This is a genomic window from Leisingera sp. NJS201 (assembly GCF_004535885.1).
Classification (GTDB): Bacteria; Pseudomonadota; Alphaproteobacteria; order Rhodobacterales; family Rhodobacteraceae; genus Leisingera.
Genome location: NZ_CP038238.1, coordinates 38,936 through 63,021, shown reverse-complemented (window position 1 = coordinate 63,021; position 24,086 = coordinate 38,936). Strand labels below are relative to the sequence as shown.

Sequence of the window (24,086 nt, the reverse complement as noted above, 5' to 3'; positions counted from 1 at the left end):
GCCGGATGTCATATCTCAAACCGCATGAACTTGCCGAGGCGATGGTCGAAGCCGGCGCCTCCAAGGTCGGCCTGTCCGCAAAGGACACGTTGATCCGGGCCTATATGGCAGGGGCGATCCTGGCCCTGGCCGCCGGGTTTGCAGTAACCGTCACCGTCAACACCGGCAACCCGCTGATCGGTGCGCTGCTGTTCCCGGTTGGTTTCTGCATGCTCAGCCTGCTGGGGTTCGATCTGCTGACCGGCGTCTTTACCCTGGTGCCCTTTGCAGTGCTGACCAACCGTCCGGGCTGCACCCCGCGCGCCATGCTGCGCACCTGGGCACTGGTCTTTGCCGGAAACTTTCTGGGTGCCATGACAACAGCCATCTTCATGGCGACGATCCTGACCATGGGTTTCACCCAGGAAGCCGGCGACGTCGGGCAGAAACTGCGCACCATCGGTGAAGCCCGGACACTGGGCTATGCCGAGGCCGGGCTGGGCGGCATGACAACCCTGTTTATCCGGGCCGTGATGTGCAACTGGATGGTCTCGACCGGAGTGGTTGCCGCCATCATGTCGACCAGCGTATCGGGCAAGGTGATCGCGATGTGGATGCCGATCCTGATATTCTTCTATCTCGGGTTTGAGCATTCGGTGGTGAACATGTTCCTGTTTCCCGCCGGGCTGCTGCTGGGGGCCGGTTTCACCTGGGCTGATTACCTGCTCTACAATGAGATCCCCACCGTGCTGGGCAATCTTGCCGGGGGCATCACCTTTGTCGGGGCAACGATCTATTCGACCTACTACCGCCACAACGGAACCAGCCCCGAAACGGCAGTGGATGCCCCGCTGGAGAATGTCTGAAAACACCGCCTGCGGACTGTCATGGCAGCGGTACTGAAAAACGGAAAACGGCTTTGGCTCCGTTACAATCCAGGCTCCGGCATCACAGGATGCCGGAGCCTTTGGTCTCCAAAGCTGATCTGAAATCACGCGGATCCACAAATGCGCGGCACAGATCCGGATCTGGTCAGCAGGCGGCAGTCACGATGATTTCCACCTTCAGATCCGGCCGCGCCAGCTGCGCCTCGCCGCAGGCCCGGGCCGGGGCGTGGCCTTGCGGCACCCAGGCGTCCCAGACCGCATTCATCCCGGCAAAGTCCTTGATGTCGGCGAGCCAGACAATCGCCTGCAGGATCTGCTGCGGCGAGGAGCCCGCTTTTGCCAGCAGCGCCTCGACCCGGGACAGGCAGTCGCGGGTCTGTTCGGCCACGTCTGCGCCGTCCCCGACCTGACCGCAAAGATAGGCCACGCCGTTGTGCTTCACGATCTTGCTCATGCGGGGGCCGGTTTCAATCCGTTCGATCACTTTTCTCTCCTATTCAGCGGCAGTGGCGGATGGGTCGTCCATCGCAGCCAATTCGCCCAGTGTTACGGGTTTGATCGGCGGGCGGATGCGGTAGTAACCCGTTTCATCCGGGGTCTGCCCGTTGGCCTCGGCCAGAAGCGCGGTCACGGCCGGCCCGCAATAGCGGCCTTGGCACGGCCCCATACCGGCGCGGCCAAAGGCCTTGGCCTGGTTTGGTCCAAGACAGCCAAGCTTGGCATAGCTGCGGATGTCACCTGCCGTGACTTCCTCGCAGCGGCAGACAATGGTGCTGTCCGCAGGCTGCAAAGCCGCACCGTAGGGCGGATAGGCCGCATCCAGAAACGGCCGCACCGCGGTCTCCCGGCTGCGCCGGCTGAGCAGCGGCGCGGCAAGCCTGTCGCGCTCCTGCGCGGTGATCCGGCCCAGTTCCTCTGCCGCTTTCAGGGCTGCGGTACGGCCCGCGAATTCAGCGGCCAGGGCGCCGCCGATGCCGGCGCCGTCGCCGGCGATCAGCACGCCTTCCTTGGCGGACTCGCCCCATGTCCCGACCTCGGGCACAAAACACTGCTGCGCTTGCGACCAGACATGCGGCACATTGATCGAGCGCGCGGCCTGGGTGTTCGGCACCACCCCGTGATGCAGCAGGGCTGTGTCGCAGGCGATGCGGTGATCGCGCCCTTTACTGCGGAAGGCCACCGCCTCGGCCTGGGTGCTGCCCTGCACCGTGATCCCGGTTGCGCCGGTATAGCGGGGCACGCCCGCACGCTTGATCTCTGCCAGCATTTTCAAGCCTTTGACCAAGTACCGCCAGCCGCGCAGCGCTCCGGGAAGATGGCGGGCTGATGCCATCGGGCTGATGCCAGTCTGGGTTTCGACCAGCGCCAGCGGCGGCATGCCTGCGCGCACCATCTGCGCCGCGATCAGGTAGAGCAGCGGGCCGCTGCCGGCGAGCACGGCGCGGCGCGGCAGAACGCCGGATTGCTTCAGCAGGATCTGCGCGGCGCCTGCGGTCATCACCCCCGGCAGGGTCCAACCGGGGATGGGCATCGGACGCTCCAGCGCGCCGGTGGCCAGGATCACACGGTCTGCTTGGATCTGATCGCCGCGCCCCTGGCGGGTGAAAGAAATGCGCAAGCCGTCCTCGATGGCCCAGACGATGGCGCCGGAGATATGGCTGATCCCCGATTGGCCAAGGCCCGCCGTCAGGGTAGCCCCATGCAGATACTCCTGCCCCAGGATGGCGCCGCGCGGGCCCGCAGCGCGGTCGACGTCGCGGTAGATCTGCCCGCCGGGGCGGTTCTGCTCGTCCAGCAGGATTACACTCAGGCCCCGCTGCGCGGCCTCGGCAGCTGCAGCCATACCGGCAGGGCCGGCGCCGATGATTGCCAGGTCACAGTGTTGCATCGCCAGCCTCCGCTTCATGCGGGCGGGAAATTTTCATTCCCTCTTCCACTTCCAGCATGCAGGCCTGGCGCACGCCGCCGCCGGTCTCTACCAGGCATTCGAAACAGGCGCCCATCATGCAGAACGGCGCCCGAGGCGCGCCCGAAACGGGTGTATGGCGGAACACCCGCACGCCGGCGGCCAGCAGCGCGGCGGCCAGATTGGCGCCTGCGGGCAGGTCCAAAGGCTGGCCGTCGAACCAGACCCGCACGCGGGGGCGTTGTCCTGCAGCTCAAGAAACGGGGAATCGGTCTTCACTGAACACCTCCAGATCAAGGGCGGCTGCGGTGCCTTCCAGCCAGTCGGGCAAGAACAGCGCATGGGCCGCGGCCAGGGTAATGCCGCTGTGGCAGGTAACCAGGTAGGCACCCGGCAGTTCGGGGCTTTGCTGATAGATCGGCAGGCCGTCAGGCGACAGGATGCGCAGTGCGCCCCAGCTGCGCACCAGCTGCGCGCGGGCCAGCGCCGGATAGGCGGCAATGGCCTTGGCAGCGAGGCCCGACAGGCCCGGCTGGGTTACGCCGTCGTCCAGCCCGACCTCCTCGTTGGTGGCGCCGATCTGAATGCCGCCCTCATCCACCTGGCGGGCAATCAGCGACGGACGGTTGATCAGTTTCGGCAATTTCTCGGTGATCAGAACTTGGCCGCGTTGCGGGCGAACGGGCGCCTTGAAGCCCAGCTTGGGACCCAGCTCCATCGCGCCGAGACCGGCGGAGAGCACAACCTTGCCCGCCGGAACCCTGGTGCCGTCGCTGCACTGAACCTGAAAGGCATCCGGTTTGGAGACTGCGGTGACGGTCTTGCCGTTCAGGACCGTGCCGCCCAGCCGCCGCACATCGTCGGCCAGCGATACCAGCAGCCGCAGCGGATTTGCGTGCCCGTCCTGGTGATGCAGGATCGCGCCTGCCACCTTGGGGCCGATATGCGGCTCCTCGCGGCTGAGCGCGTTGCGGCCCAAAACCTCGTAAGGGTAGTTGCCGCCCAGCTTGTCCTTCAGCGCATCGTACTGCGCCACGGTGGCATAAAGCGTCTCTTCGGAGAAATGCAGATCGTAACCGCCGTTCTGCTTCAACCCGACTGAACGGCCGGTGCTGTCTTCCAGCTCGGCGGCAAACCCAGCCCAGGCGGCTGCGGACTGCTGGCTCCAGCTGGCATAGCGCGGCTGCTTCATGCCCTTGGACTGCACCCAGACCAGGCCGAAGTTGCCGCGGCTGGCCCGGAACGATCCGTCATCGCCGTCCAGCACCGTGACACGCTTGCCGCGCCTCAGCAGCCCCCAGGCCACCGACAGGCCGACAACGCCGCCGCCGATCACTGCATAATCTGCTTCCATCCTGCCGTATCCCAAAGGTTTGCAGCACTTGCGGGGCGGCACGCGGCCGCCCCGGTCCTTCATGCGGGCTTACTTGCCGATCTGGTCAAGAATGCCCTGGCCCCAGTCGGCGCCGACATCTTCCAGAACCACCGGCCAGACGTCGCTGCGCACTTTTGCAGCCATCGCACCCAGCTCCTCGTCGCTCAGGTCGACGATCTTGGCGCCAAGGTCATCTGCCAGCCGCTGTTCCCATTTGCCCTGATCCTCTTCGGCGACGGTCCAGCGCTGCGCCTCGAAACCGGCAGCAGCCGCTTTCAGCGCCTCCTGATCCTCAGCATCCAATTCAGCCAGCGAGCCGTTGGAGATGATCATATACCAGACTTCAAAGTGGGTGTTGGCGGGCACATAGGCCTTGGTCACATCGCGGAACGACGCATAGTAGCCTTCGGCGCCGGAACCGATGACGCCGTCAACCACGCCGGTCTGGATCGCGGTGAAGGCTTCGGAGAAGGGGATCGGTGACGGGATATAGCCCAAGGCCTCGCCGGTCAGCTGGAAGCTTTTGATGCCGGGCACCCGGACCTTGATGCCGTTGGACTGCGACGGGTCGCCCGGGCTGACCGGATCGGTGTTCAGAGCAACACCGCCGAAATACACCGGGTAGGCCGCCAGCATGGTGATGTCCTGCTTGGCGTAAAGCTCGGCCATCACATTGCGCACCGGGCCGTCGGGGCCATAGATCGCACGCGCCTCAGCCCAGTTGCCGGCCAGATAGGGAAAGGAGCTGATCTGCATCCGGCGGTCCACCGCGGCAGCCGCAGGCTGGGTGGCCATGTCGATGGCGCCGACGCTGATGCGTTCCTGCACGGTGGTGTAATCGCCCAGAGCAGAAGCCGGGAAGATGCTGACCGACACGTCGCCGCCGGTGGCCTCGTCCACTTGGGCTGCAAAGGCGCGCAGTTCCTTGTCGATGGTGGTGTCTTGCGGGCGCACGTGGCTCATCTTGAGGTCGGCGGCCTGGGCAAACCCCGCCAGCGACATCAGGGCAGCGGCGGCGGTGCCGGTCAGAAAGTGTTTCATGGGTAGTCTCCTCCGTAGGGTGTCAGGTGTAATTCTCGGGGTGTGATCAGTAGCCGAAGAAACGCGGCAGAAAGAGCGACAGATCGGGCCACAGCGAGGTCAGGAAGACCACCGGCACATAGCCTGTCAGGATCAGGATCATTGCGGGCGGGATCACCTTGGTGACCTTCACATTGCCGATCCGCGCGCCAAGGTAGAGGATCGAGGCATAGGGCGGCGTCACCCCGCCCATCGCGGTGTTCACACCCATGATCGCGGCGAACTGCACCGGGGTGACCCCGATCGCTTGCATCAGCGGCAGCAGCAGCGGCGCAATCAGGATGATGGCGGTCACGTCATTCACCACCATGCCGACCAGAAACAGCAGGATGTTGATGAAGATCAGCAGCAGAACCTTGTTCTCGGTGATCTCAAAGATCGCGCTGACCATCTGCTGCGGGATGCCTTCATAGACGAACATCTGGCTCAGGATCATCGAGAACAGGATCATCACCATGATCGCGCCGACGGCAGTTGCGGCCTCCTTGCCGGCATCCAGGAAGCTGTTCCATTTCAACCCCTTGTAGATGAAGAAACCGACCGGCAGCGCATAGATCACCGACAGGGCCGCGGCTTCGGTCGGGGTCATGATGCCGCCATAGATGCCGCCCAGGATGATCACCGGCATCAGCAGCGCCGGGGTGGCGTTAAAGCCCTTTTTCGCAACATCGCCCGCCAGCGCCGAGAAGCTGGGCGTGTCGTCCAGCACCAGGTCGAACTTGCGGCTCATCCAAAGGTTCATGGCGGAGAAGTTGAACATGATCAGCAGGCCCGGCCCCAGGGTCGCCAGAAAGCAGGCAAGGATCGAGGTATCGGTCACCCAGCCATAGACGATCATGGTCACCGACGGCGGGATCAGCAGCCCCAGGATGGACGAGTTGGCGATCAGCGCAGTGGCGTATTCCCGCGGATAGCCGCGCTTTTCCATCTCGGGGATCAGCAGCGGGCCGATGGCGGCGATGCCGGTCAGGCCTGAGCCGGAGATCGCGCCGATAATGGCGCAACTGACGGCAGCCACAACGCCCAGGCCGCCGCGGATATGGCCGATGAAGGCATTGACGAAGTTCAATAGAGAGGCCGCAATGCCGCTGGCCGACATGATGGTGCCCGCCAGCACGAACAGCGGAATGGCCAGCAGCACCGGGTTGCCCAGCTGCTGGGAGCCCCACAGCATCATGCCTTTCATGGTCACATCACCAAGGAAATACATGATCATCAGCGATGCGCCAAAGCAGTAGGGCAACGGCACGCCAAGGGTCAGCGTCAGCACCAGGACGGCAATGGCAAGAAGGGCGATTTCGATCATTGTGCAGCTCCGGCGCGCAGGTCTTTGATATGGCGCAGCAAATGCACCGCGGTGTAGAGCATCATCAGGGCCAGTCCGGCCGCCAGCGCCACTTCGGAAAAGAATGTCGGCAGGTAAAGCGTCGGGCTCTCCTTCCAGACCCGCCAGGCGTATTGGGTGTACTCCCACGCCCAGCTCAGCAGCCACAGGCCGACCGTCAGGCTGATAACCTCGCCGATGATCGCCAGCACGGTATGGCCGCGCTCTGTCTTGATGGCGATTTCCAGCACGTTGGCACGGATGTGGGTGTCCTCGCGCGAGGCGTTCACAGACCCAAGCAAATAGAGCCAGACGGTGGGGTAGAGCATGGTCTCCTCCAGCCCCATCACCGGGATCTGCAGCAGATAGCGGGTGACCACCTGGACGAACTGGCCCAGGGCCACCAGGCAGATCAGCCCGGTCAGCAGATATTTTGAAAATGTGTCCATCTGTCCTCCTTCCGGTGTCCCCTCACCGGGTTTGGCGGATTTGGCTGGACAAAGGGCATAAGATCAATTTCAAAATATCTGTGACTCCATAAATTGCCTTGATACCTATGCCATGAATTTCTCAATCCGCCAGATCTTCACCTTCCGCGAGGTCATGCGCAGCGGCTCTATCTCGCAGGCGGCGCGCACCGTCGGGCGCACCCAGCCCGCCGTCAGCACCATGATTTCGACGCTGGAGAGCGAGCTGGGCTTCAGCCTGTTTGTCCGCGAGCAGGGAAAACTGATCCCGACCCCGGAAGCCCGGTTCTTTCTGGAGGAATGCGAGACCGTGCTGGAACGCATCGAGCGGATCGAGCGCACGGTGAGCAAAATCCGCAGCCAAGAGGCCGGCAAGCTGCGCGTCGCTTGCCATCCGGCGGCGGCCGGGCTGTTCATGCCGCGGATTCTAACGGATTTTCTGCAAGGCAAGGATGAGCTGGAGGTCTCGCTGATCATGCGCTCGTCGGACGTAATCGAGGATCTGATTGCGTCACAGCAATTCGACATCGGATTTGCCGAAACACCGGTGCCGCGGCCCTCGGTCCGGCAGATGGATTTCGATCTCGAATGCGTCTGCGTGCTTCCAGCCGATGATCCGCTTGCGGCCGCCGAAGAGATTACACCGCAGGATCTGGACGGGCAGCCGATGGCGGCGCTGTTCGACGAGCACCCGCTGACGGCCCGGACAGAGGCGGCGTTTCACAGGGGCGGCTGCCGGTTCCGCAAACGGCTGGAGCTGCGCACCTGGACGCCGGGCCTGCAATTCGTTGCAGCGGGTATGTGCTACATGATTTGCGACATGATCACCGCCTACAGCTGCCTGCAGCAGCGCCAGACCACGGCCGACCTGGTGATTCGCCGGTTCCGCCCCCGGATCAGCACCGGTGTTTCGATCCTAACACCGGGCTACACGGCACAATCCCTGACCTCAAAGGCCTTCACAACCCGGCTTTGCCAGTCCATTGAAAGCATGCAGGCTCAAATGAACAGCAGCCTCTAGGAAGGCAGCCCTGAAACAATGGCTGCTTCCGGGAAGCTGCGGCGCGGCGGAAGGCGAAAGCGTGCTCGATCACGAGATTGAACAGTGTCAGCCCCCTGAGATTTTCCGCAATTTCGCGCCGGGCGCGGATGGCCCGGACTTGCTTCGTCATCTGTGGCCGTTCCTTGGTCAGCCGCTACAGCTTAGCCACTGGTCCGAAATCCTGCGAGCATCCCTTATAGCAAAAACAAACCACTCGTCTTTGGCAAACATCGGGATCCAAGGAGCTTTCAGCAATGTCTGTACGTTCCAGTAAATTTTACATAACCCGGATTACAGGATTCATCTATGCAGCCGGGTGCGCGTGTCGGAACCCCTAAATAATGGGATCGAAATTTTGAGACTCACCTTCCCATGGTTTCAAAAGCTTAAGGATTTCTGGTTTTCAGCAGGATTGCCTGTCGTAATGAGAACCGCTGTTTGCGCTCCCGAGCAATTTCAGTGCCAGGTACTTCTCACGTAGGCAAACAAGCGAGTAGCAACAATTTCCGTGCAGCCCTGTTCGTCTCTGTACACTAAGCCGGTAGCACTAGGTCAATCAGCCACTTGTCTACCCGGTCACCCACGGCCCATTCCTGCCGTTCATCCATGACAGTGCTCGCCGCAGTGCGGCCCGTCAGACCGGATGGTGTGGATAGCTCCTGCTCCAATCGGCGTCGCGATGCGCCATACTGCAGTTGTTATCTACTGCTTATGAGAGGAGCTACCCAATGCAGGTTACAACAGTCGGCCTCGATTTGGCCAAGAATATCTTTCAGGTCCACGGCGTGAGTGAGAATGGCGAAGTCGCTTTCAACCAAGCTTTGCGACGCGCGCAGTTGTTCGCATTCTTTGAGAAACTCCCACCCTGTCTGGTCGGAATGGAAGCCTGCGGTTCCAGCCATTATTGGGCACGGCAACTGAGTAAGTTGGGCCATGATGTGCGCCTGATCCCCGCGATGTATGTGAAGCCCTATGTGAAACGGGGTAAATCGGATGCGGTCGACGCCGCTGCCATCTGCGAGGCGGTGACGCGTCCAACAATGCGGTTTGTCTCGATCAAATCTGAAGAGCAACAGGGCGTTCTCTTTCTTCACCGCGCTCGCGATCTGATTGTCCGGCAACGAACCCAGCTGAGCAATATGCTGCGTGGCTTGCTGGGCGAGTTCGGTATTGTGATTGCGCAAGGGATCGGCAGTGCGATTAAGTTCGCAAAGAATGTGCTGGATGGAGACAAACCCGGTATTCCTGAAGTCGCCGTTGATGTGCTCAACAACCTCAGCAACCAACTTGTTGCTCTGCACCTGCGTGTGCGCTGGTACGAGATGCGTATGCAGCTTCAGGCCAAACAGGACCCGCGCGTGATGTTGCTGCGCACGATCCCCGGCGTTGGTCCAGTGACCGCGTCAGCAATTGTCGCAACAGCAGGTGATGCCAGTCAGTTCAGGAACGGTCGCGAATTTGCCGCCTGGCTGGGGCTAACGCCGCTCAACCGATCAAGTGGTGGCAAGGAGAAACTTGGACGTATCACAAAGATGGGGGATCGATATATCAGACGCCTGCTGGTCACCGGGATGACTTCTCGGCTGAGGCAGATGAAAACACATCCCGAACGCGTTGATCCGTGGTCCCGAGCGTTGCTTGAACGCAAACCAATCCGGCTTGCCACTGTGGCAATGGCGAACAAGACAGCGCGGATCATCTGGGCCGTTTTGACCAAGAACGAATACTACAGACCACATACGGTCTAAACTGAGGAGAACAGACCACACGAGACAGCAAGACCATTGAAATGATGGAGCACAGTCAGCCCATCAGCCGAGACACCCCGTCGAATGTCAGGGACATCACTTGTCCGCAGACCGGTTTGGGACTTGGTTTGCGGAAACCATCAGGGCCAGCGGCCGCGTGCGCCGCGCAAACAGGCCGGACACACGTCTGCTTCTGGCCAGTGCAAAATTAACTTCTAATATGTCTTGCTTTGCAGCAGCTATCCACACAGGACTTTCGCCGCGCTGCAATAATCTTAGCCTGCTCGAATTCACAGTTCGCGGGACTTACCTGCCTTTCGCCGCAGGCGCGCGATCCTTGCTGCATTGGCGAAAACATCAGAGGGTCGTGCGAGCAGCGGACGTTTGCTACGGCTGCAAAACGAAAGATGTCGAGACACGTGAGCAGAAATTCGTTGAATAGTATCCTGCGAATAGTGTTACTTGGCGTGACCTGCTCGGTTCGTGAAAACTGGATCAGCAAGTGCAAGTCAATCGGACTGATCTTTGACCGGCGAACGATTGAGCCCACCAGCGAGCGAATGGTCGAGATGTTCCATCTATCTCGGTAGCAAAGGCCAATGTGGACTCGACTCGAACCGTTGCACGCTTTCCAGTGAGTGAAGCTGAAGCGAATTGAAGAGCGTAGGCATGTGCAACAGGTGACAGGTCAAGGTGGTTTCAGGTGTTAGCGGGCAGCGTTCTGAAGGCCTTTGTCGGCCCCAAGGTTATTCCGCTGATGTGAAACTAAACGGGCATTTGGTTGGCAACCTATTGTGGGAATACTTCCCGAACCCAGTCCGTGACGGCATCGCCGCTGCCCATATGCGGTCTCACCAAGCCATCGATCATGAAGGTGGGCGAGACATGGATTCCATTCTGACGCGCATACTTGCAATGCCATTTAACCTCGCGATCAAGATCAGGGATGGCAAAGGCGGTCGCCAGTTCTATGCCGGAAAGGTCTTCGAGCTTGGCGATGATGCCGCGCGGTGTGGTGTCAAGGTTGGGTCCGCTGCAATGGTCCCGGAACTCGAACTCATTACGATTTGCAGCCACTGCCGACATTGCAATGCGTGCAGCCTCTTTGCCCTGATCCAATGTTGAGCCGGCGATGATGCAGCGGGTTACAACGCCGGAATACATATGCCAGGGCTGGGACAGCAGCCGCAGCTTGACAGTAATGCGGCCTTTTCCGGCCTCGGCCAGCAATTCATCGAGCTTTCCGAAAGCGCGCGCCGAAAACGGGCAAGTGGGTTCCAGAAACATCTCAAACACGCGTGGGCCGTGGCCCAGTGAAGCGGATCAGCGTGCCATTGGGACATGGTGGTCTCCTTTCAATCCTGGTGCGGGGGTGTCCAGAAGGCGGCCGGGCGCAACAGGGTATTGTGCTGCTCGGTTTGATAGCCAAACGCCGCCCCCCGCGTCCGGTATTCGAGCCAGTCGGGATCCTTGTAGAGCGCGGCGCGGCGGGTTTGCCGGTCGGCGGCGTCGCGGTATTGCCAGAGGTGGACATAAGAGTTCACATCGCCAGTCTCGACGCTGCCATAGAAGAGAGGTTCCCCAAGGTGGCGGCGCTGTGCGTCAAATCCCTGTTCGGCATAGAAATCGAGTTGCCGCCTCATCGTGCCCGGGCGGCAGCGGTAGGTGCGCAGATCATAAAGCATGGGCAGGGTCCTTCAGCTCAAAGAGGCGCTTGGCCTCGTTGCGGATGTGTTTGGCAATGGGGATCGCCGAGGTGGCAGCGGGTGAGGGAGCGTTGCAGATATGAATGGTGCGGGCGGTACTGCGGATCAGAAAGTCATGCACCAGCGTGCCGTCGCGCATCACGGCCTGTGCCCGAATGCCTGCCGGATGCGGCTGCAAATCGCTCAACTCAAGCGCGGGGCAATACCGCTGGCAGGCCCGGAGGTAGCGACGGCGGAAGGTAGAGTTGGCCATCTCTGTCAGGCCTGAGGTCAGGTTTGCCCCAAGCGTGCGCCAGAAGCCGGGAAAGCGCGCCATCTCGGCCAGGTCGCGGGGCGAGGCCGCCAATTTACCGTATTTCTCGCGCGCGAGGCTGAGCACGGCATTGGGGCCGACAGTGACATAGCCGCCGATCATCCGTGTCAGGTGAATGCCGAGAAAGGGCAGGTCGGGGTCGGGGACCGGATAGATCAGATGATTGACGATTGTGTCGCGGTGCGGTGCAAGGCGGTAGTACTCTCCCTTGAACGGAACAATAGCAAAGTCATTAGCCAAGCCGCACATCCCAGCCAGCCGGTCGGCATTGAGGCCGGCACAGACAATCAGGCGGCTGGTCTTCAGGCGCTGACCGTTGGAAAGCGTCAGGTTCACGTCATTGGCGGTTTCGTTGATCCCGGTCACGTCGGTGTTATGGGTGATCTCCCCCCGGCGCTGGTAAAGAGTTCAGCCATCTTGCGCACTATTGCGGCGTAGTCGGCAATACCGCTGGCCGGGCTGAGCAGGCCGGCGCGACCCGCGATATTAGGTTCCAGCTTGCGCAGTTCGGCACCCGGCACCGGGCGGACGTTGAGCCCGTTTTGCCGGGCACGGCTGGTCAGAGCGGCCAGCCGGTCTTCTTCCAGCGGCGAGGTGGCGACCAAAAGCTTGCCGCATTGCTCAAACGGCAGCTGATGATCGCTGCAGAAACGGACCGTGGCCTCCAGCCCGCGGCGGCATAACACTGCCTTCAGACTGCCGGGTGCATAGTAGATGCCGGCATGGATGACGCCGCTGTTGCGCCCTGTCTGATGCTGAGCCAGCGCCCTTTCTTTTTCCAGCACCCTGACCGAAAGGCCGGGCCAGGCACGCTGGACTTCCAAGGCTGTTGCAATCCCAGCGATGCCGCCGCCGATGATGGTGATGTCGGTCATGTCATGACTTTCGGTTGTGGCCGGGCACGGAGGAAGCCCGCGCCCGGCGCGGCGATCATGCAATCGGTTCGATTTTCTGCGCGCCGTTCCTGCGCTCCCATTCCGCCCATTCGTCATGCGGGTTCGGATCGCGGATGATGCTGGGTTCGGACAGGGCGAAATCGGAGATGTCGTCCTTGCGCATTACCACCACACCCTTGTGTTTGAGCGCATACTCCAGGAACCGGTCCAGCGACTTGACCCGGTATGGGCGGCCCTGCACACGGTCATGGGTCGAGATGGCCATCATCCGGCGGCGGTGTCCGGCCTCCTCGTAAAGCTGGTCGAATTCGTCCTTCAGCTGGCGCTCATATTCACTAGTGGTGAACTTGTAGCCCTCGAACTGGATGATGTCGTTCAGGGTCACCGAATAGGGCACGACAGCAAAATCCCTGTCCCTCACGGGGATCACAAAGGGCTCATCACGGCTGACGTCGTCGATGTGGTACTTGAACCCCTCGTCCTGAAGGATTTTCAGCGTGTTGATCGTGCCGCGCATCGCAGCTCCGTTATAGCCGACAGGCGCAACGCCGGTGGCGCGCTTGATCGAGGCGACGTTGTCGGCGATGAAGCGGCGCTCTTCCGCCTCTTGCAGGTCGACCTGCATGATCCAGTCGCGCCCATGCGCGGCGGCTTCGTGTCCGCGCTCGACGATCTCTTTCGCCACCTCCGGACTGCGGTCGACGGCACTGCCGACCATATGCGAGGTCACCTTGATCCTGTGTTTGTCCCACAGGTCCAGCATGCGCTGGATGCCTTCGATATAGCCGTAGCGGTACCAGCTCTTGGTTGGGAAGTCGGGATAGGCGGGGTCCATGTCGATGAAGCCCGAGAATGGGCCGCCGGGGCCATAGGGGGCTTCGCCGCCGGCTTCGAACTGCATTGAGATCGAGATCACAAGCCGGGCGTCATCGGGCCAGAAAGTCTTGGTCATGTGTTTGCTCCGATTGGAAACTGAAAAGGGTACGCAGCCCGCGGACCGCGCCAGTGGGGGGATCAGTTGACGCCCCAGATGCCGCGATAGACGTCGCGGTATCCGTTGCCGGGGTCATAGGAGAGGCGGGCGCCGCCATCCTCCTGAATGTTGTCCGGAGTGAAGAGGTGGACCGGGACGACGAAGCCGCTGTCGGCCTCACCAGCAAATGCCCGGTTCATTTCATCCACGGCCTGCCAGCCATGCAGGTTCAACGGTTCGGCTACGGTAGCGTATTGATAGAAGTTCTGCTGGATGCGCTGGAACGCCGCCTCGGATCCGTCGCCGGCTGATATGTTGCGCGGCTGGCCGTCCTGGGGCATGCCGGCCGAGATCAGGGCCGGGGCCATAAAGTCATAGGGCAGATCGTTGATAGTCAGCGAATAGGTCCAGCCGTCGCCATAGCGTTGCAGCAGCGCATTGGTCAGAGGCGGCATCCGCGTGCTGGCCTCTGCCAGCGGCGTATCTTCGACCGATAGGATCTTGCAGCCTTCACAGGCTTTGATGACCTCGGCCATGGCATCGGATTTTGCAATCGCGATCTCATAGACACTGTCTGTGAAGATCACGACGCCCGCTGTTCCATTGCTGTCGGCCACGGCCAGCGAAGCGGCGGCGCGGGAAATCTCAAGCGGGTCAGTGGTGATATTGGTGAAGATCGGGTGCTTCTGCGAAGGCCCGGCCGAGGCGGTGGAATGCCAGCCTACGATATGGATGCCTGCCGCGTCGGCCTGGCGGATGGCTTCGGCCTGTTCGTTGGCGTCCACCGTCCCCAGGATGATCCCGTCGGGCTGCAGGGCAATGGCCTGCTGCATGGCTGAGGACCGGCCCGAGACGCTGCCCTGTCCGTCAATCACGCGGACCTCCCAACCGATGGCGGCTGCGGCTTCCTTTACGCCTTCGCTGACGCCGAGAGCACCGCCGTTGCGCTGATCAGCAGAGACATAGACGATGGTTTTGCCGGTCTGAGCCGCAGGGCCCGATGTCGGTCCGGTCCATGGCGGGTTGGGCTTGGCGGCTTCGGCGACAAAGGCCTTGGCGTCGGTGACCGCATCGGCTGCGGCCGGAAGCCCGGCAAGCGCGGTGCTGGCCACTAGGGCCGCGGTGAACAGGGGTTTCAGTGCGATGGTCATGCGTTCTCTCCTCCGTGAACGGGTCTGATCAAGACTTCTTGGGCTGTGGGGCCTGGGTGGGGTGCCTCGCCTTGCGGACCGAACTGCGCTTGCGCTGCGCATATCCGGCAATGCCGATGGCGATCAGCAGCATGGTGCCGTTGAACAGGGGTTCGACATAAAAGGCGCCGCCCAATTGCTGGATGCCCGAGATGCCGACTGCCAGGATGATCACCCCGATCAAGGTGCCCCAGACGTTCACTCGCCCCGGTTTGATCGTTGTTGAGCCCAGGAAAGCGCCGACGAGCGCGGGCAGTAGGAATTCGAGACCGACGCTGGCTTGGCCGATCCGCAGTTTTGCAGCTAGAACCACCCCGGCAATTGCACCGATCAGCCCCGATGCAATGAATGCGCCGATCACGAAACGGCGTGTGCGGATGCCGTTCAGCTCAGCGGCGCGGGGGTTGGCGCCAGTGGCATAGAGGTTGCGCCCGATCGGCAGGTAATCGGTGATCACCCAAAGGATCACGGCGATAACTAGCACATAGAAAGCGGCGACCGGCAGGCTAAAAACCGTAGCCGTGTAAATCCCAGTGAAGGCCTCGGGCAGTGTCCCGATGACCTGTCGGCCGCCCGTGTACCAGAGGGCCAGCGCATAGATCACCGTGCCGGTGCCCAGGGTCGCAATGAAACTGTCGATTTTCGCAACTTCGACCAGCAAGCCGTTCAGGGCGCCCAGCAGGCAGCCGCCCGCCAGAACGATCAGCACCGCAACAGACCAGGGCAGCCCGTAGTCGGTTTGCAGGCTGATGGCGAGGACGTGCCAGATGACAATGCCGTAACCCACCGTCAGGTCAATCCGGCCAGTCATCATTGGGATTATCGCCGCAAGTGACAACAGCGCGATGACGGATTTTTCCCCTAGGATCGCTCGCAGATTGAGGAAGGTCGGAAAGGTTTTCGGCAGGATCAGCGAAAACAAGATAATCAGCAGCACGGTTAGGACCGGCAAGCCGTAGACCGGCAGCAACCGGATCAGGCGGGCGCCGAAAGACAGGCTTTCGAGTTCGGCCACAGTCGGTTCCAGCGCATTGGATTCCAGGGATTGCATCAGTTCTCCTCCTGACGGGCCGGCTCTAGCGAGGCGGCGTTCAGCAATGTTTCGATTGAGATGTCCGGCTGGCTCAGCTCCGTCACGATGCCGCCACCGTGAAAAACGCACGCGCGGTGGCTGAGGGCGGCGACTTCCTCGAAGTCGGTGGAAATGAGCAGCACTGCCAGCCCGTCGTTCAGGGCACGCACCAGCAGCGCGTAGATATCTGCTTTGGAGCCGACATCGACCCCAGCGGTCGGATCCTCGAGGATCAGCACTTGACCGCCCACAGTCATCCACCGGGCCATGACAACCTTCTGCTGATTGCCGCCGGACAGCGTTTCAATGGGCGCGCAAGGGTCATTAGGGCGGATGTCGAAGGTTCGGCCAATGCGGCGCGCTTCGGTGGCCTCGTTATTGGGGTTCGAAAGTCCCCCAGACCGCGGCCGGTGAGGCCGGGGTTTAGAAAGAGGTTTTCCTGGATGCTCAGCCCAGGCGCCACGGATTCGGCGTTGCGGTCGCCCGCCACCATGCAAATGCCCTGCTGGATGGCCTCCTGGGGATGCGCGGCGTGAAAGCGAGTGCCATCGGCCAGCCGGATCTCACCTGATTGCAGCGGGTTGCGGCCGAAAAGCACATGGCCGACCGCGTCTTGTCCGGCACCGCGCAGCCCGACAAGACCCAGAACCTCGCCCCGCCGCAGCTCGAAACTGATTGGGCCGACATCTTGCGTCTGCACGTGGTCCAGCCGCAGCACGCAAGGCGCGTTTTCGGGGGCTCGGTGTGGACAAAGACATCGTCCAGATTGCGGCCGATGATCAGCTGGATCAGGCTGTCGGCATCCAGCTTTCCGATCGGTTCATCCCCGACCAGGAAACCGTCACGCAGCACCACGGCGCGGTCAGCAATGGCAAACACCTCGTCCAGCCGGTGCGAGACGTAGATCATCGCCACACCATTGTTGCGCAGGCGGCAGAGCACGCCGTGCAGCATCTCCACATCCGATTGCGGCAGCGATGCAGTGGGTTCATCCAGCACCAGAAGCGTGGCCTTGCGGGCCAGGGCGCGGGCTATGGCGACAAGTGATTTCTCGGTGCGTGTCAAATCCTGCACCCGCATGTCCGGGTCGATACTGTCGGAGATCTCAGCCAAGGCGTTGAGCGCGTTTTCGCGTGCCTGTCCCCAGTCGATCAGCCCGAAGCGCCGCGGATAGCTGTTTTGCATCAGGTTGATATTTTCGGCTACGGTCATCCATTCGATCAGGCCGAGATCCTGGTGAATAAAGGCGATGCCGGGATGGGTGTCACGCGGATCGAATTGGCTCTCCCTGAATAGGAAGTGGCCTTCGTCGCTTGCGTAGACACCCGCGAGCATCTTAATCAGTGTCGATTTCCCGGCGCCGTTTTCACCAAGCAGGGCGACGATTTCACCTGTATTCACCGCAAAGCTGACCTTGCTGACAGCCTGTGTCCCGCCAAAGCGCTTACTCACGCCTGCCACGGACAACACGGTTCCGTTCGCAGAAGCTGCGTTATTCAGTGCCATTTTTCGAATCTCCTCCCGAAATACCGCCGTCACCGATGGCCTGTAATCGACAGTATTTAATGATGTTGCCCTTTTCGGACGCGTCCTGCATTCGGCGAACGGACAATTTGTTTTGATTATCGGACAGGTGCTGGATAAGCTTTTGGCCGGACCGGAAGAGTTGTGTAGGACATCAAAACGAAACCCTGGTGGAGTTCGATGGATGACAGTGAGGCAGCACAAGCCAAGCACCGGCACATTTTCCGTGACGCGGGAAATGACCAGTCACTCCCTGCGTTTCGGTAGTGGGCGTTTTGACTATTTGACCGATGCCGAGGGAGGCGGTCAGCTTGTGCGCTGCCGCACAGGCGAACTTGAGCTGTTCGGACATGCCGGGGAATGGGTGATCCCGCCCGATCACATGGTCTATATCCCGAGGGGCGGATGTTCCGCTTGCGGGCACGGGTGCCTTCGTCGGGTTTGGTTGTCAAATTCTGCCGCCGCGAAGTCGTCTGGTCACATGACGGATGCTGGGTTGGCCCGGTGGGGGAATTCGCCGCGACCATGCTGGACTACGCCTTGAAATGGGGTGGCGATACAAGTCCGGGCAGCCGCCACGCGCGAGCCTTTTTCACCACGCTTGGCCACATGCTGCCGGAATGGTTCCGGCATGAACGGATCATGTGGACACCTTATGCCAGCAGCTCCGCCATTCAGGGGGTGATTGACTACACCCGGCGCAAGGGGCCATCGGTCTCGCTGTCGGAGGTGGCGGAACATGCGGGCATGTCGGAACGGACCCTGCGCCGCCACATGCAGTCGGAACTGGGGCAGAGCTGGCGCGAGTTCATCCGCGAAATGCGGATGAACCGGGCGATGGAGATGCTGCGCCGCGAACGGCGGTCGATCACGGAAACTGCATTTGAGGTCGGGTTCTCGTCGAGTTCAGCTTTTTCTGTGGCGTTCCAGGAATATGTTGGCCGCACGCCCTCGGCCTATGCGAAGTCGTTTGCGGGCGGGAGCCATCACGTTCCGCAGTAGAGCGGGGGTCACTGCCTGGACGCCGCTCCCCAGACCAAAGACGCGAGCATAGCTCCACCACCAATCAAAATGGTAGTTTGCACGGGTTCCCCAACGCCAGAGTTGCCGCGAGGAAGCCGATGAGCGGCGTGGCGGTGCTGATCAGGGCGACTTGTGCTGCCGGTAGGCTGCGGCCCGCGGCAATCATGAACCCGAACCCGGCACCGCTGGCCACCGGACCGATGAGCACCAAGAGGGTAACAGAAACCGGCGTCAGCGACCGCGGCACAAAGGGACCTTCGACTAAATAGGCAACCGGCAGCAAGGCCAATCCGGCAATCAGCATCTGCCAAAACAAAGCATCGCGGACACCGCCTTGCCAATTGTGGCGATCGATAAGTCGCATTGCGACAGCCCAAAGGGCGGAGCCCATCAGGATAAGAAGCAGCGCGCCCCACACACCGGATTTGCCCGAGGAGTAAACGATAATCGCGCAGCCCGCGGCGGACACAAGCGCGGTTGCCTTGCGTTTGCCGCCTGTGTTTGCTCCGCCAAGGATCATGTCGACCAGCAAGAGCCAGACAGGCGTCGTATAGATCAGAATGCTGGCTGTTCCCGCCGGGACAAGCGTGAGTGCCAGAGTTACCAGCCCCATCATGCCGGCGAACTGGAAGGCTGCGACACCCAGGATGACCGGCACATCGGCCCTGGCCAGAACCGGCAGGCGGCGCCCGGAAATGGCAATCAGCGCGGCAACCGCTGGAGCGCTGAGAAGAAAACGCAGGCAGACCATCCAAAAGGGCAAAAAGTAATCAAGTCCGAGCTTCATCACTGGCCAGTTCACGCCAAGCAGCAAAACAGACAGCCCAAGCATGACCATGGCTTTGTTGTGCATGGGCGCAGCAGAGGCCGGGCGGATGATGCGTCGGCCTTTGCTTTGTTGTCTGATGCCGGGCATCAGAACCCTTCCAGAACGATCTTGCCTTTTGTAGTGCCTGTTTCAATGGCGGCATGGGCCTTGCGGAGCTTTTCCGCGCTGATCGGCGAAAGGACTTCGCTCAGCGTGGTGCGGATGCGGCCCGCGTCGATCTCATCGGCAACAAAGCTCAGTAGCTTGTGCTGTTCGATCATATCCGGTGTCTGATGCATGGCGCAGGCGAACATGAACTCCCAATGCAGTGCGGCGGCCTTGGTTTTCAAGCCAGCCATCGGCATTGGAAAATCGGTGTCATCAATGGTCACGATCCCGCCTTGCGGCCGGATCAGTTCGACAGCGGCGTCCCAATGGCGCATGTCATTGAAGATCGCGATGTGATCGACGTGGTGAAAGCCGAGCGCGCGGGTTTGGGCGACCATATCCGCGCGGTGGCTTACCGTGTGATCCGCGCCGAGCTCCTTGACCCAGGCGATGGTTTCGGGGCGCGAGGCCGAGGCTATTACAGTCAGGCCAGCACGCTTGGCCAGCTGGATGGCGATCGAACCAACACCGCCTGCCCCGCCGATCATCAGGATGGACTGGCCGGCATCCGCGCCGTCACGGTCGATCCCGAGTCTGTCGAACATGGCCTCATAGGCTGTGATCGTGGTTAGCGGCAGGGCGGCCGCTTCGGCATGGCTGAAGCTTTCGGGTTTGCGGCCCACGATCCGTTCATCAACCAGCTGGTATTGCTGGTTGCTGCCGGGACGGGTGATATCGCCAGCATAATAGACCGCGTCGCCGGGTTTGAAGAGCGTCGCATCAGGACCGACAGCGGTGACGATGCCGGACGCATCCCAACCGAGGACGCGCGGTGCTTCTTCCACATTTTCCTTGGGCGCGCGCACTTTGGTGTTGACGGGGTTGACGGCAATCGCCTTAACCTCGACCAGAATGTCTTGGCCGGTGGGAGCAGAAACAGGCAATTCCACATCGGAAAAGGCGTTGGGATCACTGACCGGCAGGTAGCGGGTGAGGGCGACGGCTTTGGTGGTAGTCACGTGTTGCATGCGGTGTTTCCTTTTTGGCTTTCAGCTTTCGAACTCGACAGTCACGAAGACAAGTTCGGCGTCTCCGGTATTTGTTAGGTCGTGAACAAAGGCATTGTCTGGCGTCAGATCGGGGAAATGTTGTGTTTGGCCATTGGCATAGGTGACATCCTCGATGCGGCCGTCACCAAAGCGCGACCTGGCTTTCCCATCGGTCAGAACCGTCCAGAAATACGGCCGGTCGTGCCGATGGGCGGCAAGCGTCTCGCCGGGAGCGAGACGCAGATGCCAGATCTTCATGTTGCCGGTTTCGGCAACAAGCTTGGTGCCGATCCGGTCGTTGCCGCAGGCTTGGTCAGCTTCCCGGGCGGACAAAGGAGGGGTCATGCCGCCGCCTCATAGCTACCGTAGGTAGTGTAACCCTGCTGATCGCCGCCAAAGAGCGTATCGCCGTCAAAGTCTGCCAGTGGCAAATCTTCGGCATAGCGGCGCGGCAGGTCGGGGTTGGCGATGAACGGGCGCCCAAAGGCCACTACATCGGCCAGACCTTCGGCCAGGATAGTCCCGGCCTTGTCCTTATCATAGCCGCCGGCAACAATAATCGTGCCGGGAAACACCTCACGCAGTGTCTTGCGGAAGGCGCGCGGTGTTTCCGGGGCGTCGTCCCAGTCCGCCTCGGCGATATGAATATACGCGATGCCAATCCGGCCCAGCTCCTTGGCCATCGCCAGAAGGGTGGCAGGGGCGTCAGGGTCATCCATGCCGCGCTGCGTGATGAAGGGAGAAATTCGGATACCCACGCGATCAGCACCGATTTCAGCGGCCGCAGCTCCGGCCACTTCAATGGCAAAGCGAATGCGGTTTTCAACGCTGCCGCCGTATTGATCTTCGCGTTTGTTTGAACTGGCACGCAGGAACTCATCGATCAAGTAGCCATTGGCCGCGTGGATTTCGATACCATCAAACCCGGCCTCCTTGGCGTTTCGTGCGGCAGTTGCGTAGTCGGCGATGACGCCTGCGATTTCATCGGATTCCAGCGCGCGGGGGACTGGGCAGTCCACCATGCCGCCTTTGCCTGTCTCAGGGTTTACAACCCAGACGGTTGCATCGGGGGCAATTGCCGAGGGCGCGACCGGCTGGCCATCCGCATGGAACATCGCGTGGCTCATCCGGCCCACATGCCAAAGCTGGTTGACTATGCGCCCGCCCGCCAGATGCACGGCATCTGTCACCTTGCGCCAGCCTGCCACCTGTTCTTCGGAGTGGATGCCGGGTGTGAAGGAGTAGCCCTGACCCTGCTGGCTGATTTGGGTGGCTTCGGTGATAATCAGCCCCGCGCTGGCGCGTTGGGCATAATAGTCAGCCATCATCGCGTTAGGAATGTTGCCGGGCTGGTTGGTGCGGCAGCGTGTCATCGGGGCAAGTGCCATGCGCGACGGCAGGTCAAAGGTGCCCACTTGGGCGGTGTCAAAAAGAGTGGTCATGTGCTTGGTCCTTTGGGAGGGTTTTAGTCCGGCAGGCATTGGAGCGTTCCGGCTCAGTTGATCAGGGCACCGCCATCGATGTCGATCACGGCGCCGGTGACGGAAGGGGTTTCAATCGCAAAGAGGTGGCCTGCGGCCACGTCCCGGGGCTGAGCCACACGGCCCGCAGGCAGGCGGGAGGCCGCGCCATCTAGCATTTGCCGACGCGCATCTTCATCCATCCCGGCATAGGCCTCCGTCTCGGTCAGGCCGGGGCTGACAACATTGACGCGGATCGGCGCAAGTTCCTTGGCGAGGATCTTGGCGCTGGCTTCGAGAGCAGCGTTCATTGCAGTTTTTGTAAATGTCCCAGGTACAGTGCGCCGGGCGAGGAAACCGCTGGTGAAGGTGATCGTGCCACCCTCCCGCAGGTGTGGGGCTGCGGCCTGTGCGGTGCGGATGCTGCCCCAGAACTTGGTGTCAAAGGCGGCGCGGGCAGCGTCCAGATCAAGGGAGGCGATGACACCGCCCGGCGCTTGAGAGCCTGCGGTGAAGACAAGGTGATCAACCGGTCCTTGTTGGGCAATCCAGCTGGACAAAGCTGCACCGTCGGAGACATCCAGACCCGTCGCGCGGCTAGCCCGCAGTACCTCGGCACCGCGTTCGGCCAGAACATCGGCCACCGCAGCACCAATGCCCGATGTGCCGCCGATCACGATGGCTTTCTTTCCGGTCATGTCAGTCATTTTTCTTCTCCAGGAAATTTAGTGGTTTCGCGAAAGACGGTTTCGATAAGTTGTCCGCAGGGGGCATGGAAAAACAGGCGCCGTTCGTTCAGTTCAGGCAGGTCCATGGTGGAATAGCGGATGCCTCTTTCTTCGAGCCTGGCGCGAAAGCGGGGGTAGCCGGTCAAGCGAAACCCGACGTGGTCCCAAGCTTCGGGGCTGGCATTCGGACCCAGCCCGCGTGAACCGATCAAATGGACAATGGGGTCGTCACCGAAATAGAGCCAATGGCCCGGAATCCGCTGGATCGCCTTGGGGCGCGGCTTTTCTTCAAGACCGAACACATCAATGAAGAAGTCCCGCGTGCCAGCGAGATTTCGGGTGCGTATGGTCACATGATCAAGCTGCATGATGGTGTTTCCTTGGTTTCCAGCAAGGTACGCTTTGCGGAGAATCAAGAGAATTGAGTTGCATCCGAAATTATAGTTCGGTTATTTCGAATAATGCTTCTGGACAATCTTTCCCTGTTTCTGCGCATCGTCGAAAAGGGCGGCTTGGCCGCCGGGGGCCGCGAGATGGGGCTGTCGCCGGCAACGGTATCTGAACGCCTTGCAGCACTCGAGGCACACTACGGTGCTAGGTTGTTGAACAGGACGACTCGATCCATCAGCCTGACAGAGGAGGGGCGCGAGCTGGTTGATGGTGCGCAGCGCCTGCTCGCGGAGACCGAGGAGCTGGAAGCGCGCATCCGGCTTGGTGTTGAGCGCATTGCCGGACCAATCCGGCTGAGCGCGCCGTCTGATCTGGGGCGGAACCGGCTCGCCCGCATCATCGACAGGTTCCTCGACGACAACCCCGAAACCACTGTCGACTTGCACCTGAGCGATGGTTTTGTTGACGTGGCGGCAACGGGTCTGGATCTGGCAATACGTTATGGCGACTTGGCCGACAGCAGCCTGATCGTGCGGCGTTTGGCCAGTAACTCACGGATTGTCTGCGCGGCGCCCGGCTACCTGGAACGGAACGGAATTCCGCTCCATCCGATTGATCTCGAGAGCCACAACTGTCTGCTTATGCGCTTCGGATCAGATGTTGACCAGGCATGGCCGTTCGAGATCGACGGTGGCAGGCAGATGGTTGCAGTGCGGGGCGACCGGATAGCAAATGATGGCGACCTGATACGTCGCTGGGCCCTGGAAGGGCGCGGAGTTGTGCGGAAGTCACAATGGGATGTGCATCAGGATATTGCTGCCGGGCGGCTCGTCCCGCTTCTAAGAGAATTTGAAGTTGCCCCTATCGGTTTGCAAGCTGTCATGCCAGCAGGGCGCACGCAGCCACGCAGAGTTCGGGCTTTGATAGATGCAATCGTGGCGGATTTCCGGGATGCCTAATCAGCTGGCAAAGAACCAAGCGGCAGTGCTTGACGAACTCGCGGAAGCCAATTCTTGTCTTGGTTCCGCTTGGCGAACC

Annotated in this window: 21 protein-coding genes and 4 pseudogenes; 5 read left to right on the top strand and 20 right to left on the bottom strand. The window is 61.1% G+C overall.

The annotated features are described in order from the left end of the window. Positions 1–5: 5 nt before the first annotated feature. On the top strand, positions 6–845 hold the full coding sequence (locus ETW23_RS23360) for a formate/nitrite transporter family protein (RefSeq protein ID WP_129373369.1): 840 nt from the start codon (positions 6–8) through the stop codon (positions 843–845). A 166-nt stretch (positions 846–1,011) separates the two neighbouring features. Here the strand turns inward: ETW23_RS23360 and ETW23_RS23355 are convergent, their stop codons facing one another. The 7 genes and pseudogenes from ETW23_RS23355 to ETW23_RS23325 form a co-directional block, all read right to left on the bottom strand. Further along, on the bottom strand, positions 1,012–1,350 hold the full coding sequence (locus ETW23_RS23355) for a RidA family protein (protein WP_134831620.1): 339 nt from the start codon (positions 1,348–1,350) through the stop codon (positions 1,012–1,014). Between the two features lie 9 nt (positions 1,351–1,359). Then, positions 1,360–2,754 carry an NAD(P)/FAD-dependent oxidoreductase gene (locus ETW23_RS23350; RefSeq protein WP_134831619.1) on the bottom strand — a complete coding sequence of 465 codons (1,395 nt, stop codon included), beginning with the start codon at positions 2,752–2,754 and terminating at the stop codon, positions 1,360–1,362. Beyond that, positions 2,741–3,051: pseudogene (locus ETW23_RS23345) on the bottom strand ((2Fe-2S)-binding protein). The gene ETW23_RS23350 and the pseudogene ETW23_RS23345 overlap by 14 nt, the downstream one beginning before the upstream one ends. Then, positions 3,026–4,126: an FAD-binding oxidoreductase gene (locus tag ETW23_RS23340; RefSeq protein ID WP_134831617.1), complete on the bottom strand. Its 1,101-nt coding sequence runs from the start codon at positions 4,124–4,126 to the stop codon at positions 3,026–3,028. The pseudogene ETW23_RS23345 and the gene ETW23_RS23340 overlap by 26 nt, the downstream one beginning before the upstream one ends. Before the next feature lie 69 nt (positions 4,127–4,195). Next, positions 4,196–5,188 (bottom strand): TRAP transporter substrate-binding protein DctP, encoded by a 993-nt coding sequence (gene dctP / locus ETW23_RS23335; protein ID WP_134831616.1) that lies wholly within the window; start codon positions 5,186–5,188, stop codon positions 4,196–4,198. A gap of 46 nt (positions 5,189–5,234) precedes the next feature. Continuing rightward, entirely contained in the window at positions 5,235–6,533 is a 1,299-nt protein-coding gene (locus tag ETW23_RS23330; protein ID WP_129373375.1) for a TRAP transporter large permease, read from the bottom strand. Next, positions 6,530–7,000 (bottom strand): TRAP transporter small permease, encoded by a 471-nt coding sequence (locus tag ETW23_RS23325; RefSeq protein ID WP_134831615.1) that lies wholly within the window; start codon positions 6,998–7,000, stop codon positions 6,530–6,532. The genes ETW23_RS23330 and ETW23_RS23325 overlap by 4 nt, the downstream gene beginning before the upstream one ends. A 112-nt stretch (positions 7,001–7,112) precedes the next feature. Between ETW23_RS23325 and ETW23_RS23320 the strand changes: the two genes are divergently transcribed. After that, entirely contained in the window at positions 7,113–8,039 is a 927-nt protein-coding gene (locus tag ETW23_RS23320) for a LysR substrate-binding domain-containing protein (RefSeq protein ID WP_129373377.1), read from the top strand. Positions 8,040–8,788: 749 nt separating this feature from the next. After that, positions 8,789–9,808, top strand: coding sequence for an IS110 family transposase (locus tag ETW23_RS23315; protein WP_134829347.1), 1,020 nt, complete (start codon positions 8,789–8,791; stop codon positions 9,806–9,808). Positions 9,809–10,597: 789 nt separating this feature from the next. On the opposite strand, the pseudogene ETW23_RS23310 reads toward ETW23_RS23315, so the two are convergent. From ETW23_RS23310 to ETW23_RS23280, 7 genes and pseudogenes are all read right to left on the bottom strand, one after another. Continuing rightward, a pseudogene (locus ETW23_RS23310) lies at positions 10,598–11,151 on the bottom strand (DsbA family protein). Between the two features lie 12 nt (positions 11,152–11,163). Then, the gene (locus ETW23_RS23305; RefSeq protein ID WP_134831614.1) at positions 11,164–11,493 is read right to left on the bottom strand and encodes an NIPSNAP family protein; all 330 of its coding nucleotides are present in this window, start codon (positions 11,491–11,493) and stop codon (positions 11,164–11,166) included. Continuing rightward, positions 11,483–12,702, bottom strand: a pseudogene (lhgO, locus tag ETW23_RS23300) (L-2-hydroxyglutarate oxidase). The gene ETW23_RS23305 and the pseudogene lhgO overlap by 11 nt, the downstream one beginning before the upstream one ends. A 55-nt stretch (positions 12,703–12,757) precedes the next feature. Then, complete coding sequence (locus ETW23_RS23295; protein ID WP_134831613.1) at positions 12,758–13,675, bottom strand: polysaccharide deacetylase family protein; 918 nt, start codon at positions 13,673–13,675, stop codon at positions 12,758–12,760. 62 nt (positions 13,676–13,737) lie between these two features. Next, the gene (locus ETW23_RS23290; RefSeq protein WP_211037925.1) at positions 13,738–14,847 is read right to left on the bottom strand and encodes a substrate-binding domain-containing protein; all 1,110 of its coding nucleotides are present in this window, start codon (positions 14,845–14,847) and stop codon (positions 13,738–13,740) included. A gap of 28 nt (positions 14,848–14,875) precedes the next feature. Then, on the bottom strand, positions 14,876–15,937 hold the full coding sequence (locus tag ETW23_RS23285; RefSeq protein WP_134831612.1) for an ABC transporter permease: 1,062 nt from the start codon (positions 15,935–15,937) through the stop codon (positions 14,876–14,878). After that, positions 15,937–17,464 (bottom strand): annotated as a pseudogene (locus ETW23_RS23280) (sugar ABC transporter ATP-binding protein). Before ETW23_RS23280 ends, ETW23_RS23285 begins: the two are co-directional and overlap by 1 nt. Before the next feature lie 423 nt (positions 17,465–17,887). Between ETW23_RS23280 and ETW23_RS23275 the strand changes: the two are divergent. Further along, positions 17,888–18,484 (top strand): helix-turn-helix transcriptional regulator, encoded by a 597-nt coding sequence (locus ETW23_RS23275; RefSeq protein ID WP_167738202.1) that lies wholly within the window; start codon positions 17,888–17,890, stop codon positions 18,482–18,484. Positions 18,485–18,548: 64 nt separating this feature from the next. Here ETW23_RS23275 and ETW23_RS23270 read toward each other — a convergent pair whose 3' ends face one another. Genes ETW23_RS23270 through ETW23_RS23245 form a run of 6 tightly spaced genes read right to left on the bottom strand, consistent with a single transcriptional unit; the run spans position 18,549 to position 23,026 of the window. Further along, positions 18,549–19,421, bottom strand: a complete 873-nt coding sequence (locus ETW23_RS23270) for a DMT family transporter (RefSeq protein ID WP_134831610.1) — start codon at positions 19,419–19,421, stop codon at positions 18,549–18,551. Further along, positions 19,421–20,449, bottom strand: a complete 1,029-nt coding sequence (locus tag ETW23_RS23265) for a zinc-binding alcohol dehydrogenase family protein (protein ID WP_134831609.1) — start codon at positions 20,447–20,449, stop codon at positions 19,421–19,423. The genes ETW23_RS23270 and ETW23_RS23265 overlap by 1 nt, the downstream gene beginning before the upstream one ends. A gap of 21 nt (positions 20,450–20,470) precedes the next feature. Further along, positions 20,471–20,815, bottom strand: coding sequence for a cupin domain-containing protein (locus ETW23_RS23260; protein ID WP_134831608.1), 345 nt, complete (start codon positions 20,813–20,815; stop codon positions 20,471–20,473). Beyond that, positions 20,812–21,912, bottom strand: a complete 1,101-nt coding sequence (locus ETW23_RS23255; protein WP_134831607.1) for an alkene reductase — start codon at positions 21,910–21,912, stop codon at positions 20,812–20,814. Before ETW23_RS23255 ends, ETW23_RS23260 begins: the two co-directional genes overlap by 4 nt. A 53-nt stretch (positions 21,913–21,965) precedes the next feature. Beyond that, positions 21,966–22,628: an SDR family oxidoreductase gene (locus tag ETW23_RS23250; RefSeq protein ID WP_134831691.1), complete on the bottom strand. Its 663-nt coding sequence runs from the start codon at positions 22,626–22,628 to the stop codon at positions 21,966–21,968. Positions 22,629–22,633: 5 nt separating this feature from the next. After that, positions 22,634–23,026 carry a glyoxalase gene (locus ETW23_RS23245; protein ID WP_134831606.1) on the bottom strand — a complete coding sequence of 131 codons (393 nt, stop codon included), beginning with the start codon at positions 23,024–23,026 and terminating at the stop codon, positions 22,634–22,636. Positions 23,027–23,119: 93 nt separating this feature from the next. Between ETW23_RS23245 and ETW23_RS23240 the strand changes: the two genes are divergently transcribed. After that, positions 23,120–24,007, top strand: a complete 888-nt coding sequence (locus ETW23_RS23240) for a LysR family transcriptional regulator (RefSeq protein WP_134831605.1) — start codon at positions 23,120–23,122, stop codon at positions 24,005–24,007. The last annotated feature ends 79 nt before the right edge of the window (positions 24,008–24,086 follow it).

Coding starts and splice junctions, on each gene's coding strand:
- ETW23_RS23285 (WP_134831612.1), bottom strand. CDS start 15,937: ATGCAATCCCTGGAATCCAATGCGCTGGAACCGACTGTGGCCGAACTC.
- ETW23_RS23250 (WP_134831691.1), bottom strand. CDS start 22,628: ATGACCGGAAAGAAAGCCATCGTGATCGGCGGCACATCGGGCATTGGT.
- dctP (WP_134831616.1), bottom strand. CDS start 5,188: ATGAAACACTTTCTGACCGGCACCGCCGCCGCTGCCCTGATGTCGCTG.
- ETW23_RS23275 (WP_167738202.1), top strand. CDS start 17,888: ATGTTCCGCTTGCGGGCACGGGTGCCTTCGTCGGGTTTGGTTGTCAAA.
- ETW23_RS23350 (WP_134831619.1), bottom strand. CDS start 2,754: ATGCAACACTGTGACCTGGCAATCATCGGCGCCGGCCCTGCCGGTATG.
- ETW23_RS23320 (WP_129373377.1), top strand. CDS start 7,113: ATGAATTTCTCAATCCGCCAGATCTTCACCTTCCGCGAGGTCATGCGC.
- ETW23_RS23325 (WP_134831615.1), bottom strand. CDS start 7,000: ATGGACACATTTTCAAAATATCTGCTGACCGGGCTGATCTGCCTGGTG.
- ETW23_RS23315 (WP_134829347.1), top strand. CDS start 8,789: ATGCAGGTTACAACAGTCGGCCTCGATTTGGCCAAGAATATCTTTCAG.
- ETW23_RS23330 (WP_129373375.1), bottom strand. CDS start 6,533: ATGATCGAAATCGCCCTTCTTGCCATTGCCGTCCTGGTGCTGACGCTG.
- ETW23_RS23245 (WP_134831606.1), bottom strand. CDS start 23,026: ATGCAGCTTGATCATGTGACCATACGCACCCGAAATCTCGCTGGCACG.
- ETW23_RS23340 (WP_134831617.1), bottom strand. CDS start 4,126: ATGGAAGCAGATTATGCAGTGATCGGCGGCGGCGTTGTCGGCCTGTCG.
- ETW23_RS23255 (WP_134831607.1), bottom strand. CDS start 21,912: ATGACCACTCTTTTTGACACCGCCCAAGTGGGCACCTTTGACCTGCCG.
- ETW23_RS23360 (WP_129373369.1), top strand. CDS start 6: ATGTCATATCTCAAACCGCATGAACTTGCCGAGGCGATGGTCGAAGCC.
- ETW23_RS23290 (WP_211037925.1), bottom strand. CDS start 14,847: ATGACCATCGCACTGAAACCCCTGTTCACCGCGGCCCTAGTGGCCAGC.
- ETW23_RS23270 (WP_134831610.1), bottom strand. CDS start 19,421: ATGCCCGGCATCAGACAACAAAGCAAAGGCCGACGCATCATCCGCCCG.
- ETW23_RS23240 (WP_134831605.1), top strand. CDS start 23,120: ATGCTTCTGGACAATCTTTCCCTGTTTCTGCGCATCGTCGAAAAGGGC.
- ETW23_RS23260 (WP_134831608.1), bottom strand. CDS start 20,815: ATGACCCCTCCTTTGTCCGCCCGGGAAGCTGACCAAGCCTGCGGCAAC.
- ETW23_RS23305 (WP_134831614.1), bottom strand. CDS start 11,493: ATGCTTTATGATCTGCGCACCTACCGCTGCCGCCCGGGCACGATGAGG.
- ETW23_RS23295 (WP_134831613.1), bottom strand. CDS start 13,675: ATGACCAAGACTTTCTGGCCCGATGACGCCCGGCTTGTGATCTCGATC.
- ETW23_RS23265 (WP_134831609.1), bottom strand. CDS start 20,449: ATGCAACACGTGACTACCACCAAAGCCGTCGCCCTCACCCGCTACCTG.